Raw genomic sequence first — 13649 nt, 5'->3', positions numbered from 1 at the left:
CAGGGCGAAGAACGTGGCGTTCCATGCATCAACCTCGGCCCGCAAACTGCTCAGCCCGTCTGCCAGCGCAATGATGGCGATAGACCGCTTCTGCGGATACGGCTTGTCCTTGGCGCGGAACTGTTGACCGCGCTGATCCCAAGCCTCGCCTACCAGCCGGTTCGCCAGTTTGGCCGGTGCGAAGTCGGCCATCACCACCGACGGATGAGCTTCCAGCAGTTTTTGAACGGCGACGGCCGCTTGGCTCTTTCGCAGGGTGGTCATGCCGCCCACCATCAGGAACGCCGCCACAGCGGCCGCCAGCCCCAAAGCAATCCAGATCAAAGCCGTCCCTCCCAAATGAGAAGACCGCTATAGGCGCCTCAGCAATTGCCGTAAATGCCGTGGCCGCATGATCCACATTTCACGAGCCTCTGGCCGTGGTCAGAATGTCGGTCAAACAGGACGCGGACCAGCGCCTTGTGCGACTGGGCAACGGGATCAGGGCGCTCCGCGAGGAGTTGGGCCTATCTCAAGAAGCGCTGGCCGATGCGGCAGGCATCGACCGATCACACATGAGCCGGATCGAACGCGGGAAGCGGAATGTCAGCTTCCTCAACATTTGTCGGATCGCCGAAGCGCTCGACCGCAAGCCGTCGGACTTGTTAGTCGCCGGATCGCTCTGAACCGACCGCCTGCTACCTAGCGCCACTGGGCGGGAGCCTGCTTTCGAGGCCAATGGATGACGACAACTGATCACCGCAAGGGTCTGGAAACCGCTATCGCCGCCGCCGCGAACAAGGCCGCTGCGGCCTACAGGGCGGCGCATCCCGAGGCGTCCCGGATAAAGGCGTCTGTTCAAGTCAACGCCTACCGGCAAAGACCTAAGGGCTACAGCCAATGGCCCGTAAAGCTCACTGAACTGCTTATCCGCACCCCGGAGGCAGCCGCCAAGTCCAATGCGGAGCTAGTCGCATGGCTCAGCAAAATATACGACGGCTACGCCATCCCTGATGCCGTGCTTTACAAGGCGCTGTCGGCTTCTCAGCGGACAGCCATTGATAAGGTCCTGACCGACGCCGGACTGCCAGGGCGCACAAAAACGAAGGACACCTTCTCCGCAATCAAGCAGCGCTGGCAAGCAATGCGCGGTCGCGCCGAGGGCGTGAGATCAGCGACGGTTGAGGTGGTCTTCGCTGAAGAGTGCGTCGTCGTCGGGGACAAACGCTACACGATTGAGGCGGGCCGATATCCGGCGATCAGGGTGGGGAAGAACCGGATGCGGTCTGACATTCTGGAGCAGTTGTTGATCGGGTCAACCTAACCTCCTTTCTTTCTTAGAAAGGGGAAGAAAATGGCAAATCTGATTTGATACCCTTGGGGGACAGGAAACGCCCGCCGCCACCTTCGGGGATGGCACATTCACGGGACGCATCTGTCTCAAATATCGCCCGCCTCAGTAAGCCAAATACAGCCGCGCTGAGGGGCTCGCCATCCCGGATGAGCCGTCACCCATCGGAGACCAAACCACCGCCCCAGCGCCCCGCTTTCCGGCCTTCTCGGCTATCTCAAGGAAGAGGGCGGGGGCGGCAGGATGAAGCCCGGCACCCGATAGCGGGCCATGCCCTCGACCAGCGGGTGAAGGGGATATGCAAGGCCGCCGTAGTCATCGCCAGTGTCGCCGCTCTCATGCCCGGTGATCTCTGCGTGGACCTCCTTATCTAGGCGACAGTTGCGGGCATAATGCTTGAAGCTATGGCGGAAGGAATGGAACACCACTCGCTCATCTGCGACGCCGCAGACCTTGCGGAGGTAGCGACCGAACCACTTGGACCAGTTGCCCATAAGTTCGCCCTCCGCTGTCGGGTTGATCTTATGGAAGATGCGCTCCCGGCGTTCAGCCTTCGCAGCCGCCGCGACCTTTAAGAAGCCCAGCCCGATTAAATCGGAGTGGATTGGGATGCGCCGTTCGCTCCCCTCAGTCTTAACCTTTTGGCCTCGTTTTTCGTTCTCTGCGAACCTTATGACCCAAGCAGAATGTTCGCCACCTTCTTCGTCTAGGTAAGCTTCTTCATAGACATCATCGGGATGAAGCTGACCTAGTTCCGTCTGACGAGCGCCGGTGTAGAGCGCCAGCAGCGGGAGCCAATACGCAGCCTCTCCACCACCGCCGACCGGACGAGCGCCATCCATATGAACGGGTCCGTTGAATACGGCTTTGAGTTCGTCGCGGTCGTAATGCAGCCGCTTATCTTTGGCTCGCCGTTTATCGACAACCTTGATGCCTTTGGCAGGGCTTGCCGGGATCAGGTCATTGTCCACGGCGTAGTTGAACAGCGTGCCTAAGAACGGGATGATGACATTGATATTTCCCGGCGTTTTACCTTCGGACAGCAGCGCATCCTTAAACGCTATGACGTGCTGCTTGGTCACATCTTGGACCGCCAGTTTGCCGACGACAGCCTCGAACCGCTTAACCGTCCGCGTCAGGTCCCGCACCGTTCTCGGCTGCGGCGTCCGCTCGGCCTTCCATTTGTCCAGCACATCAGCGAGCGGGACGCGGGGGCCGCCAGATGCCGTGGGCTTGACGGCGGGAGCCGCAGCAAGGGCCGCCGCGCCTTCGCCTGTGAGGATCGCCAGCGTCGCCACCCGCATCCCCTCGGCCTCAGACAATGACAGGTCCAGGTCATCGCCGCCGTCGAGGATAGCCTGATAGATTTCCAGCCCCTCGCGGGCCTCAAGGTTGAAGTTTTCCAACCGCCCGGCCGCGAGATACTCCGCCCGCTTCTTCCGCAGGCCGACGAGCGCCCGCGCTGCGTAGGCGTCTATGTCTATGGGCTTGGCCGCCTTGGTTTCGACGGCGGGGGTCTTTTCAGCTGCGGCCATAGCGGCCCGCGCCCCAGCGAACTCCCGATCCTGCGCCGCCCATAGAGCGACATGGAGCCGCTTGGCCTCAGCCGGATCGGCGGTCCCCAAGGCTTTGACGATTTCACGCTTGCCGCCGTAGGCCGGGCGTAGGTCCAAGGGGATGATGCGGCGTGTGGAATACCGCCCGCCATCGCGCCTGATTAGGCCAGTCAACACGTCTGCTTTCTCCGTATCGAGTGTAGCAGACATTCGGCCCCTAACGATTGTAAGTGACTGATTTTATAACAAACTCTTTCAGATCAAGAGTTTGTAACACCGTGGCGGACAGAGAGGGATTCGAACCCTCGGTACGCTTTCACGTACACACGCTTTCCAAGCGTGCGCGATCGACCACTCCGCCACCTGTCCGTTCACGCCACGTCGTGCGCGCCGCCGGACGGTCGATCCGGCGGGAGGCGGGCCTGATAGAACAAGGCGGCCCCCTCGGCAAGCGCCTCCTTGATCCCCATATGGACGCCAGAGCCATTCCGTCCCCCGAGGAGTCCCATGCTGTTTCAGAAAAGCGCCGAACTGCCCACGGCCGAGACCGCCCTGCCCGGCCGGGCCGAGCCCCTGCGCACTGACGAGGTCCATTACGTCAAAGGCCGCCCGCTGAAGGGCCCGCACCCCGACGGTTTCCAGACGGCGATCTTCGGCATGGGCTGTTTCTGGGGCGTGGAGCGGATCTTCTGGAACCTGCCGGGGGTGTGGGTCACCGCCGTCGGCTATTCCGGCGGGATCACGCCCAACCCGACCTATGAGGAGACCTGCACCGGCCGCACCGGCCACGCCGAGGTGGTCCAGGTCGTCTTCAACCCCAACGAGATCAGCTACGCCGAACTGCTCAAGGCCTTCTGGGAGAACCACGACCCGACGCAGGGCATGCGCCAGGGCAATGACGTCGGCACCACCTACCGCTCGGCCATCTACACCCTGAACGCGGATCAGCAGCGCGAGGCCGAGGCGTCGCGCGACGCCTATCAGGCGGCCCTGAGCGCCGCGGGCCGCGGCGCGATCACCACCGAGATCGTCCCCGCCGGGCCGTTCTATTTCGCCGAGGACTATCACCAGGGCTATCTGGCCAAGAATCCCAACGGCTACTGCGGCATCGGCGGCACGGGCGTGACCTGTCCGATCGGCGTCGGCGTCGAGGCCTGAGGCGATGTTCCGGGGCGGCCGGCTTCACCCCGGCCGCCGACAGGCGTAGGACGGCCCGAAAGATCAGGGAGCCCGTCCATGTCCTTCGTCCATGCCGATGAAATCCGCAGCCGTTTTTCGGCGGCCCTGTCGGCCATGTATCGGACCGAGGTGCCGCAGTACGGCGCGTTGTTGACCCTGGTGGCCGACATCAATGCGGCGGCGCTGAACGCCGATCCCGCCCTGGCCCAACACCTGGACCAGGCTGGCGACCTGGCCCGTCTGTCCGAGGAGCGGCACGGCGCCATCCGCGTCGGCACGGCCCAGGAGCTGTCGACCATCGCCCGCGCCTTCGCCGTCATGGGGATGCAGCCGGTCAGCTATTACAATCTGGCGCCCGCCGGCGTGCCGGTTCATTCGACCGCCTTCCGCCCCGTGGATCCCGAGGCGCTGCGGCGCAATCCCTTCCGCGTCTTCTGCTCCCTGTTGCGGATGGAGCTGATCGAGGACGAGACCCTGCGCGAGGAGGCCGAGGCCGCCCTGGCCCGGCGCGACATCTTCACCCCCGGCGCGCGCACGCTGATCGATGCGGCCGAGACCCAGGGCGGGCTGGACCAGGACCAGGCCGACCGTTTCGTGTCCGAACTGCTGGAGACCTTCCGCTGGCACGCCCAGGCGACCGTCAGCGCCGAGACCTACGACCGGCTGGTCGCGGCCCATCGGCTGATCGCCGACGTGGTCAGCTTCAAGGGTCCGCACATCAACCACCTGACGCCTCGCACCCTGGATATCGACGCGGCCCAGGCGGAAATGCCCCGGCGCGGCATCGCCCCCAAGGAGACGATCGAAGGCCCGCCGGCCCGCGCCTGTCCGGTGCTGCTGCGCCAGACCAGCTTCAAGGCGCTGCAGGAGAAGATCGTCTTTCCGGGCGACACCGGCGCCGTGGAAGGCGCTCACACCGCCCGCTTCGGCGAGATCGAACAGCGTGGCTGCGCCCTGACCCCCGCCGGCCGCGCTCTCTATGACGCCGCGCTGGCCAGCAAGGACTTCTCCGCCCTGCCCGACGACTGGACGGCCCTGCGCCGACAGGGCCTGGCCTGGTTCCGCTTCGTCCCGACCGAACAGGGCCTGTCGCGCGCCGGGCGGCTGTCGGGCGACCTGGAGGCCTTGATCGCCGACGGCGACGTGGCCGCCCGGCCCATAACCTATGAGGATTTCCTGCCGGTCAGCGCGGCGGGCATCTTCCAGTCCAACCTGGGGGCGGAGGCGCGCGACGGCGGTTACGCGGCCGATCCGGCCCGCGCCGAGTTCGAGGCCGCCCTGGGCCGCGCGGTGCAGGACGAGATGGCGCTGTACCGGGCCGAGCAGGACGCCTCGGTCGCGGCGACGCTGACGGCGCTGGGCGTTTCGCGCCCCCTGGCCGTCTGAACCGCCGAGACGATCCGCCCGCTTGCCTGACGCCCCCGCTGGTCTCATAGACCGCGCCGTGACCCCGCACGCCGCCCCGTCGATCCGCCGCTACGACCTGGACTGGATCCGGGTCGCCGCCTTCGGCCTGCTGATCCTGTATCACGTGGGCCTGGTTTACGGCGTCTACGACTGGCACGTGCACAGCGATCACACCTTCGAGTGGATGCGCGAGGCGGTGCTGGTCACCAATCCGTGGCGGCTGACGCTGCTGTTCCTGGTGTCGGGCGCGGCGCTGCGGTTCATGACCCTGCGGCGCACCCCGCGCGAAGTGGCCCGCGCCCGGTTCGCCCGACTGGCGCCGCCGCTGCTGTTCGGAGCAGTGGTCCTGGTGCCCATCCAGTCGTGGATCGAGGCCCGCGACAAGGCGAACTGGCCCGGCGGGATGGACGGTTATCTGGCCTGGATGCGGCACGAGTTCGGCTGGAGCGGTCTGGCCGACGGCGTGCCCGTCAATCACCTGTGGTTCGTCGTCTATATCGCCGCCTACAGCGCCGTGGCCATTCTGCTGTGGCGCCGGGCGGGGATGATCGAGCGACTGGGCGACGCGCTGGAGCGGGTGCTGCGCGGCCCGCGCCTGCTGGTCGTGCCCATCCTCTATCTGATCGCCATCCGCATCGCCCTGTTCCCGATCTTCGGCCTGACCAACAACCTGCCCTTCGACTGGTACAATCACGCCCTTTCGCTGGGCGCCTTCCTGTTCGGCTTCGCCGTGGTCGGTCGCGAGTCGATCTGGCGGGGGCTCGAGCGCTGGCGCTGGGTCGCGGTCGGACTGGCGGTCGTGGCCCTGCCGATCATGATGCTGCAGGTGTGGCATCCCGGCGGGCGGGCCTTCTTCGGCGTGCCCAAGGCCATCGTCTACGGCGTCGACCAGTGGGCCGTCATCGCCGCCATCCTGGGTTTCGGCAGCCGGTGGCTGCGGGACCGCTCGGGCCCGGTCCTGACCTATCTGACCCAGGCCACCTTCCCGCTCTATCTGGCGCACCAGACGGTGCTGGTCGTGGCGGTCTGGATCATCCGCCCGGCGCACCTGCCGGCGGGCCTGGAGGTGCTGGCGCTGATCGCCGCCACCTTCCTTGGCAGTCTGGCGATCTACGAGATCGTGCGTCGCATCGATCCGATCCGGCCGCTCTGGGGGCTTAAGCCCCGCGACGGACGGCCGTGGCCGCTGGACCTGGCCGCCTGGCGCGGCGAAGGCGTTCGCTATCGCCGTCGCCGCGCGCTTCTGGCGGTCGGGGTCGCCGCGCCCGTACTGGCCCTGATGGTCGTGCTGGTCGCCAGCGCCGCCTATCCTGGCTTCGACAACGCCACCCAGTTCCTCAGCGAGCTGGGCGGGGCGACGGCCCAGGCGCCGATCATCTTCAACGCCGGGGTCTTCGCCGCCGGCGTGATGGCGGGCCTGGCCGGAATCGGCTTCGGCCTGACCCTGTACGCCCTCAGCGGCGCGCGGGTTGCGGGGGTGGTGACCGCCGTGGTCTTCGTCCTGGCGGGCGCGGGCCTGTCGCTGTCGACGCTCTATCCCTGGCCCGATCCGCGCCACATGGTCATCAACCTGGGTCTAGGGATCCAGTTGGCCCCGCTGCTGCTGTTCTGGGGCCTGTCGTCGCGACGGGACCTGCCGGGGTTGAAGATATTCCTGGCGGCCACCTTCGTGGTCATGGCGGTGCTGACGCTGTTCACCAAACACCTGGTCTTCCCGGGAACCGTGAATCCGGCGAATGTCGGCTGGTGGGAACGCGCCTACGCCATCGTCCTGGTCTGTTGGGTCGGAGTGGCGGCGTGGGTGCTGGAGCGCAAGCTCCGAACGGACGCCGGCCCGCGCCGCCACAGCCCCGTCGCGGCGGGATCGGCCGAATAGGTCCGGGGTTCCTCCTCGATATTTTTCGCCCTTATCAACATCGCGTGATTGAAAATCGCGCGAATGTGATCGAGTATAGGCGCGGTGCTGCAGTGCAGCATTCCGCGTCGTTTCCGCCCGCCGGACGACGACGGCTCATCAGGGGGCGTCTTGAGCGGCATGAACAAGCTGGCGATCCGGCCTGTCGAACAGGCTGACATCCAGAACCTTTCTCTGGCCCCGCGTGAGCCGGACTGGTCGTGGCTGCCCGAAGAGGCGCCTCTGGCCATGCCGCGTCAGTCGCTGGAGGCGGCCGTCGCCGCGCGCGACGTGACCCCCGCCACCTCCCCGCGCACCGTGCTGATGCGCCGTCTGACGCTGCTGGCCGGCACCCTGGCCCTGGCCGGCCTGTCGGCGATCGCGCCCTTCTATCTGTACGCGCGCAAGGGATGGGACCCGACCGAGATGCTGGCCTTCGGCATCTTCATGGTGCTGATCACCGCCATCTCCTGCTGGTTCGTCAGCGGCCTGATGGGCCTGATCGTCATGCTGCGCGGCCGCGATCAGGCGGACCTGCGCTTCGCCGCCCACCCCGGTTCGCCGCGCACCCGCACCGCCCTGCTGATGCCGCTGTACAATGAGGACGCCCGCGCCTCCTTCGCGCGCCTGGCCCAGATCGACGCCTCGCTGGCGCGGCTGGGCGCCTCTTCGGCCTTCGACATCTTCGTGCTGAGCGATTCCACCAAGGACGAGGCCGCCGCCGCCGAGCGGTCGGCCTTCCAGGCCTTCCGCCTGGCCGCCAACGCCAAGGCCTACTACCGTCGGCGCACCGAGAATTCGGAGCGCAAGGCCGGCAACCTGGCCGAATGGGTGCGTCGCTTCGGCGGCGCCTACGAGACCATGATCGTCTTGGACGCGGACAGCACCATGGCCGGCGAGACCCTGCTGCGCATGGTCGACGCCATGGAACGCAACCCCGGTGTGGGCCTGATCCAGACCGCGCCGGTGATCGTCAAGGCGCGCACCGTCTTCGCGCGCGTGTCGCAGTATTCGGTGCGCCTGTACGGCCGCGTCGCCGCCGCCGGACTGGCCTACTGGACCGGTTCGGAATCCAGCTACTGGGGCCACAACGCCATCATCCGCACCCGCGCCTTCGCCGGTTGCTGCGGCCTGCCCAGCCTGCCGGGCCGCAAACCGTTCGGCGGCCATATCCTGAGCCATGACGTGGTCGAGGCCGCCCTGCTGCGCCGCGCTGGCTGGGCCGTGCACGTCACCGCCGCCCTGGATGGCTCGTGGGAAGAGACCCCGCCGTCGATCACGGATTTCATCCGCCGCGACCACCGCTGGTTCCAGGGCAATCTGCAGCATCTGGGCCTGATCGGCGCCAAGGGCCTGTCGCCCATGAGCCGCCTGCAGCTGCTGATGGGCTGCATGGCCTATCTGTCGTCGCCGCTGTGGCTGGCCTCGCTGACGGTCGGACTGTTCATCCAGATGTTCTACCCGGTCGATTGGGCCAGCTTCTTCTACATCCTGAACCCACAGTTCACGCCCTTCATGCTGGCGTCGCTGCTGGCGGGCGTGCTTCTGATCGGCCCCAAGTTCATGGGCGCGGCTCTGGTGCTGAGCCGGCCCGCCGAACTGCGCGCCTTCGGGGGTCGGCGCGGCGTGGCCCGCGGCATGGCCGCCGAGATCGCCCTGTCGGCCATCCTGGCGCCCCTGCTGATGGTGGCCAACACCAAGGCCTTCATCCAGATCCTGTCCGGCCACGACACCGGCTGGACGACCCAGCAGCGCGAGGCCGACGGCCTGGCCTGGTCCGACGCCCTGCGCGCCATGCGCTGGCAGATGATGGCCGGCGTGGCCTTCCTGGCCCCGCTGTGCGTGCGCCCGGACCTGGCCACCTGGTTCGCCCCGATCGTCCTGCCCCTGCTGTTCGCCGCCCCGATCGCGGTGTGGACCTCGCGCGTGCGCGCCGGCGACGCCCTGGCGGCCAAGGGCTTCCTGCTGACCCCGGCCCAGGACGGCGTCAGCGTCAACCCGGCCGTGCTGTACGCGCCGCGCTCCCCGCTGCGCGCGGTCGCGGGCGGCGTCCTGGCGCCGGTCGTGGCCCCCGCCATGGTCCCGGCCCGCGCGCCGGAGCTGTAACCTTCACCGATGCGTAGCGGCCACACCGGCGCAGGAACCGATACGGTGAAGCTCGACGCGCCCGCGATTCCGCATCACCTTGGTCCGGCATCAGATGAAGGGGATCCGATTCCATGGCCAGCAAGAACGGTTCCGACGCCAAGCCCGACCTGCGGCTCGTCGCGGCCGAGGCCGAGGTCTATGACCTGATGCGCGCGCCCGAGACCACCGCCGAGCGCGTCAAACGTCTCCAGCTGGAGGCGCACGCCCTGGCGCTGGAAGAGATCGAGGCGCTGGAGAAGCTGCTGCTCGAAGCGGCCGCCAAGGCCAAGGACATCGCCAACGGCGGCGACGCCTACCCCGTCGGCGCCCGCGAGATGGCGTCGCGCCTGGCCGCCGACCTGCCCACCAAGGCCGAGACCATCAAGACGATCGTCCACCGCGTCAGCTGACGCCCGGCTGAACATGATGGAACGGCGGGCCGCCTCGCCCGCTTCCTGAGGGACCAGAGCCTTCAGGAGAATCCATATGGACGACCGTTTCAAAGCCCGCGCCGAGGACGTCGCCGACCACGAGCGCGCGATCCAGCGCGACATTGACCGCACCGACGCGCGCCAAGACGACGCCGGCCAGGGCGACGACAAGGAAATCGGCGCGGTCCAGGCCGGGGCCCGCCGCTATCCCGAACCGCCCTTCCCCAAACAGCATCAGGTCAAGCCAGGCGATGAATCCGCCCTGGACCCCGCGCCGATGTACGACGCCCCCTTCTGGAAGGGCTCGGGCAAGCTGGAAGGTTTCGCCGCCCTGATCACCGGGGCCGATTCCGGGATCGGCCGCGCGGTCGCGGTCCTGTTCGCGCGCGAGGGTTGCGACGTGGTCGTCTGCCACCTGGACGAGGACGACGACGCCGAGACCACAAAGGCCGCGGTCGAGGCCGAGGGCCGCCGCGCCGTGGTGCTGAAGGGCGACGTCTCGGACCCCGCCTTCGCCGAGACCGCGGTCAAGGCCACGCTGGACGCCTTCGGCCGGCTGGACGTGCTGGTCCCCAACGCGGCGTTCCAGGAGCACGTCAACGCCTTCGAGGACCTGACGCATGAGCATTTCGACCGCACGCTGAAGACCAACCTCTATGGCTACTTCAACATGACCAAGGCGGCGGTGCCGCACATGAAGGCCGGCGGCGCGATCGTCATGACCGGCTCGGTGACGGGGCTGCAGGGCAACAAGGACTTGCTGGACTATTCTCTGACCAAGGGCGGCATCCACGCCTATGCGCGATCGCTGGGCACGCATCTGGCGCCTCGGGGCATCCGTGTGAACGTGGTCGCACCTGGACCGGTCTGGACCCCGCTGAACCCGGCCGACAAGGATGAGGACAAGACCTCTACCTTCGGCGCCGACACCGTGATGAAGCGCCCGGCCCAGCCCGAGGAGATCGCGCCCGCCTACGTCTTTTTGGCCTCGCCCCAGATGTCCAGCTTCATCACCGGCGAGATCCTGCCGATCATTGGCGGCTATTCGGGCGGCTGACGCGCCGCCTCGCCCCCGGCTACGCCAGGACGTCGTCGTAGTCGGGGTGCCGCTTGTGCCAGGTCACCGCATAGCTGCAGCGCGGGAAAAGCCTCAAACCATTCTCGCGCGCGTGCTCGGCCATTGACTGCATGAAGCGGCCCGCGGCGCCCGAGCCGCGCAGCCCGGGCTCGGCCTCCACGTGCAGGATCACCCGCGCGCCGCCGCGAACGGCGTAGTCGGCCCAGACCTGGCCGCCCCCTGTCTCCGTGTCGAAATCCTGCTCGAAGCGGTTCTCGCCCGCGTCGTCCCTGAACTGGCCCATGCGTCACTCCTTCGCCGCTTCAACCGCTTGAAGGGCCGCCGCGTTCCAGGGTGCGTCAGATGGGCCGGTCCTGAAGCAGTTGGATCAGGCCCAGCACGCTTTTGACCGTGAACCAGACGCTGAGCAGGAACCAGATCAGCAGGAACACCAGCAGGAACGGGATGCCGATCAGCAACACCGAGGCGAGCGCGCTGACGGCGATGCCGATCCAGGCGGCGATGGTCCACCAGAAGACAGACCAGAACAGCCGAATCTGGGCGTCGATATGCTGGCGTGGCACGCCGGTCGCGGTTCCGCGCGAAACGTAGGATACGATCAGCCCAATCAGGACCAGCACGTTCGCGCTGGGGATCGACAGGATGAACAGGGCCCAGGCGATCAGGGCCGGGACCTTGCCCTCGGCTTCCTGGCCGGCGGTGAAGTTCGGCGTCGTCATGCGGCGTCTCCTCAGAACAGCCAGGCGTTCGGATGCGGAATGCCCCGCCCCGCCCTCAGTTTCATCACGCCATAGGCCCCGCGCGCCAGGGTCCATACCGCCGCGACGAACAGGATGAAGACGCCGACGTTGACGATGATCAGCACCGCCCCGGCCACCGCGCCGATGGCGGCCGCCCAGACCGTGCGCTGCTGGAAGACATAGTGGCTGGCGGCGACATCGCCCTCCGGAGCGCGCCGCTTCCAGACCGCCAGCAGCGCCACCGCCGCCGCCACGCCCAGGGTCGGCACCGCCAGCAGGATCAGCACATAGACGGCGTACAGGGTGGAGGGCGCGTCGATGGGGTTCGGCTCTGGGGTGTGGTCGGCGCGGATCGAATCGCGCCGGTCGCGCACGACCCACGCCCCGTCGTCGCCCGGCCGCATCTGGCGAAGCGGCGCCGCCGCGCTGGCCTGGAACGGATCATAGGGCGGCTCAGGCTCATCGAACAGGTCGCGCTCGGCCGGCTCGACCCGGCGGCCGGACAGAGAGGCGGCCGAGGCGAAGCCGACCGCGTCGTCGTGGTCGTGCGCGTCGTCGCCGGTGGGCGCCTTGGGATCGACGGGATCGGCCATGCGGTTCAGATGATTCCTATTGAGCCGCCGGGTTGGCGGCGAACGTGCGCGGACAATGGCGGGGCGTCCGCCCGCGCGCAACCTCGACCGCTCAGCGCGCCAGCACGATCTCGCATCCCGGCGCGGCCGCCGCCGCCAAGGCGCCCGGCTTCTCGACCCGGATGGCGGCCCGCACCACCCGCCGGTCCGCCAGACACGCCCGGCCCAGCCGCTCGGCGAAGGTCTCGACCAGGCCGATGTGCCCCTCGGCGGCGATGGCGCGCGCCGCCTCCGCTACGGTCTCGTAATTGACGGTGTCGCCGAGCCGCTCGATGGCGTTGGGCTCCAACTCCAGCATGACGTCGATGACCAGCCGCTGCAGACAGCCGTGCTCGTGATCATAGACGCCGATGCCGGCCTCGATCTCCAGCCCGCGCACGAACACCCGCAGGGCCTCGCGCCGCAGCGGCTCCTCGCCCGGAAAGGGCGACACCGGGGAGGAAAGGGCCACGCGCTTACTCCTGCACGATGTCGGGGGTGCGCCAGGCCAGATGCTGGCCCCCGTCGACGGCGATCATCTGGCCCGTCACCAGGCCGGCGTCAATCAGCCACAGCACGGCCTGGGCCACCGCGTCCGGGCTGCCCGGATGTTGCAGCAGCGTGCCTTCGGCCTCGGCCTGGAACTCGGCCTGGGTCTGGTGGATCGACGGCAGGGTCGGCCCCGGCCCGACGCCGTTGACCCGGATGCGCGGCGCCAGCGCCTGGGCCAGCGTCCGCGTCGCCCACCACAGGCCGTTGCGCGACAGGCTGTAGGAGAAGAAGCGCGGATCGGGCTTCAGCACCTTCTGGTCCAGCAGGTTGACGATCGCCCCCTCATGCCCCTGAGCGGCGAAGGCCTCGGCCAGCACGAGGGGCGCGCGCAGATTGGTCTCGATATGCCGGTCCCAGCTTTCGCGGCTCAGCCCGCCGACGCGGTCGTCCTCGAACACCGAGGCGTTGTTGACCAGGGCCGTCACCGGACCCAGCGCCCCGACCGCGCGCGGGATCAGGTCGCGCACCGCCGCCTCGTCGGCCAGATCGGCCTTCAGCGCGACCGCGCGCCGGCCCAGCGCCTCGATCTCCGCCACCAGAGTGCGGGCGTCGTCTTCGGATGAATGGTGATGGACGGCCACGTCAAAGCCGGCCGAGGCCAGCGTCAGGCAGATGGCGCGCCCGATCCGCCGGGCGCCCCCCGTGACCAGGGCGACGCCGCGCCCCGCCTCGGGGACGCGATCAGTCAACCCGGCCGAACTCGACGTAGTTGATCAGGGCCAGGACGGCGACGAAGCCGAGGAT

At 67.8% G+C, this 13649-nt stretch carries 15 protein-coding genes and 1 tRNA gene; 8 read left to right on the top strand and 8 right to left on the bottom strand.

Annotated features, from left to right (window positions below):
• On the bottom strand, window positions 1–324 hold a 324-nt coding region (locus B2U11_RS14285; protein ID WP_292072712.1), incomplete at its 3' end, for a hypothetical protein.
• 104 nt (window positions 325–428) lie between these two features.
• On the opposite strand from B2U11_RS14285, the gene B2U11_RS14280 reads away from it, so the two are divergent.
• Together B2U11_RS14280 and B2U11_RS14275 are read left to right on the top strand one after the other, a co-directional pair.
• A complete protein-coding gene (locus B2U11_RS14280) occupies window positions 429–665 on the top strand; it encodes a helix-turn-helix transcriptional regulator (RefSeq protein WP_211306052.1) in 237 nt (78 codons plus the stop codon).
• Window positions 666–721: 56 nt separating this feature from the next.
• A complete protein-coding gene (locus B2U11_RS14275) occupies window positions 722–1303 on the top strand; it encodes a hypothetical protein (protein WP_292072709.1) in 582 nt (193 codons plus the stop codon).
• A 239-nt stretch (window positions 1304–1542) separates the two neighbouring features.
• On the opposite strand, the gene B2U11_RS14270 is transcribed toward B2U11_RS14275, so the two are convergent.
• Window positions 1543–3096: a site-specific integrase gene (locus B2U11_RS14270; protein ID WP_292072707.1), complete on the bottom strand. Its 1554-nt coding sequence runs from the start codon at window positions 3094–3096 to the stop codon at window positions 1543–1545.
• 69 nt (window positions 3097–3165) lie between these two features.
• A tRNA-Ser gene (locus B2U11_RS14265) sits at window positions 3166–3255 on the bottom strand.
• A gap of 138 nt (window positions 3256–3393) precedes the next feature.
• On the opposite strand from B2U11_RS14265, the gene msrA reads away from it, so the two are divergent.
• The 6 genes from msrA to B2U11_RS14235 all read left to right on the top strand — a co-directional run bounded on the left by msrA (window position 3394) and on the right by B2U11_RS14235 (window position 10981).
• Window positions 3394–4044, top strand: coding sequence for a peptide-methionine (S)-S-oxide reductase MsrA (msrA, locus tag B2U11_RS14260; protein ID WP_292072705.1), 651 nt, complete (start codon window positions 3394–3396; stop codon window positions 4042–4044).
• A 78-nt stretch (window positions 4045–4122) separates the two neighbouring features.
• Window positions 4123–5451, top strand: coding sequence for a VOC family protein (locus tag B2U11_RS14255; RefSeq protein WP_292072704.1), 1329 nt, complete (start codon window positions 4123–4125; stop codon window positions 5449–5451).
• A 58-nt stretch (window positions 5452–5509) separates the two neighbouring features.
• Window positions 5510–7348: an acyltransferase family protein gene (locus tag B2U11_RS14250; protein WP_292072702.1), complete on the top strand. Its 1839-nt coding sequence runs from the start codon at window positions 5510–5512 to the stop codon at window positions 7346–7348.
• Between the two features lie 159 nt (window positions 7349–7507).
• A complete protein-coding gene (mdoH, locus tag B2U11_RS14245; protein WP_292072723.1) occupies window positions 7508–9472 on the top strand; it encodes a glucans biosynthesis glucosyltransferase MdoH in 1965 nt (654 codons plus the stop codon).
• Window positions 9473–9585: 113 nt separating this feature from the next.
• A complete protein-coding gene (locus B2U11_RS14240; RefSeq protein WP_292072700.1) occupies window positions 9586–9903 on the top strand; it encodes a hypothetical protein in 318 nt (105 codons plus the stop codon).
• A gap of 76 nt (window positions 9904–9979) precedes the next feature.
• Window positions 9980–10981, top strand: coding sequence for an SDR family oxidoreductase (locus tag B2U11_RS14235; protein ID WP_292072698.1), 1002 nt, complete (start codon window positions 9980–9982; stop codon window positions 10979–10981).
• 19 nt (window positions 10982–11000) lie between these two features.
• Here the strand turns inward: B2U11_RS14235 and B2U11_RS14230 are convergent, their stop codons facing one another.
• From B2U11_RS14230 to B2U11_RS14210, 5 genes are all read right to left on the bottom strand, one after another.
• Window positions 11001–11285, bottom strand: a complete 285-nt coding sequence (locus B2U11_RS14230) for a GNAT family N-acetyltransferase (RefSeq protein ID WP_292072697.1) — start codon at window positions 11283–11285, stop codon at window positions 11001–11003.
• A 55-nt stretch (window positions 11286–11340) separates the two neighbouring features.
• Window positions 11341–11721 carry a hypothetical protein gene (locus B2U11_RS14225; protein WP_292072695.1) on the bottom strand — a complete coding sequence of 127 codons (381 nt, stop codon included), beginning with the start codon at window positions 11719–11721 and terminating at the stop codon, window positions 11341–11343.
• Between the two features lie 11 nt (window positions 11722–11732).
• Entirely contained in the window at window positions 11733–12335 is a 603-nt protein-coding gene (locus B2U11_RS14220; RefSeq protein WP_292072694.1) for a hypothetical protein, read from the bottom strand.
• Window positions 12336–12426: 91 nt separating this feature from the next.
• Window positions 12427–12807, bottom strand: a complete 381-nt coding sequence (gene folB / locus B2U11_RS14215; RefSeq protein ID WP_292072720.1) for a dihydroneopterin aldolase — start codon at window positions 12805–12807, stop codon at window positions 12427–12429.
• A gap of 22 nt (window positions 12808–12829) precedes the next feature.
• Window positions 12830–13594: an SDR family oxidoreductase gene (locus B2U11_RS14210; protein ID WP_292072692.1), complete on the bottom strand. Its 765-nt coding sequence runs from the start codon at window positions 13592–13594 to the stop codon at window positions 12830–12832.
• Window positions 13595–13649: the final 55 nt, after the last annotated feature.

It is taken from the genome of Brevundimonas sp. UBA7534, assembly GCF_002479325.1.
Taxonomy (GTDB): Bacteria; Pseudomonadota; Alphaproteobacteria; order Caulobacterales; family Caulobacteraceae; genus Brevundimonas.
The sequence above is the reverse complement of the archived record's forward strand: the minus strand, read 5'-3'. Positions and strand labels throughout refer to the sequence as shown.

What these genes read in the sequence shown, in the direction of transcription:
- B2U11_RS14280 (WP_211306052.1), top strand. Translation starts at nt 429, where the DNA reads ATGTCGGTCAAACAGGACGCGGACCAGCGCCTTGTGCGACTGGGCAAC.
- B2U11_RS14275 (WP_292072709.1), top strand. Translation starts at nt 722, where the DNA reads ATGACGACAACTGATCACCGCAAGGGTCTGGAAACCGCTATCGCCGCC.
- B2U11_RS14270 (WP_292072707.1), bottom strand. Translation starts at nt 3,096, where the DNA reads ATGTCTGCTACACTCGATACGGAGAAAGCAGACGTGTTGACTGGCCTA.
- msrA (WP_292072705.1), top strand. Translation starts at nt 3,394, where the DNA reads ATGCTGTTTCAGAAAAGCGCCGAACTGCCCACGGCCGAGACCGCCCTG.
- B2U11_RS14255 (WP_292072704.1), top strand. Translation starts at nt 4,123, where the DNA reads ATGTCCTTCGTCCATGCCGATGAAATCCGCAGCCGTTTTTCGGCGGCC.
- mdoH (WP_292072723.1), top strand. Translation starts at nt 7,508, where the DNA reads ATGAACAAGCTGGCGATCCGGCCTGTCGAACAGGCTGACATCCAGAAC.
- B2U11_RS14240 (WP_292072700.1), top strand. Translation starts at nt 9,586, where the DNA reads ATGGCCAGCAAGAACGGTTCCGACGCCAAGCCCGACCTGCGGCTCGTC.
- B2U11_RS14235 (WP_292072698.1), top strand. Translation starts at nt 9,980, where the DNA reads ATGGACGACCGTTTCAAAGCCCGCGCCGAGGACGTCGCCGACCACGAG.
- B2U11_RS14230 (WP_292072697.1), bottom strand. Translation starts at nt 11,285, where the DNA reads ATGGGCCAGTTCAGGGACGACGCGGGCGAGAACCGCTTCGAGCAGGAT.
- B2U11_RS14225 (WP_292072695.1), bottom strand. Translation starts at nt 11,721, where the DNA reads ATGACGACGCCGAACTTCACCGCCGGCCAGGAAGCCGAGGGCAAGGTC.
- B2U11_RS14220 (WP_292072694.1), bottom strand. Translation starts at nt 12,335, where the DNA reads ATGGCCGATCCCGTCGATCCCAAGGCGCCCACCGGCGACGACGCGCAC.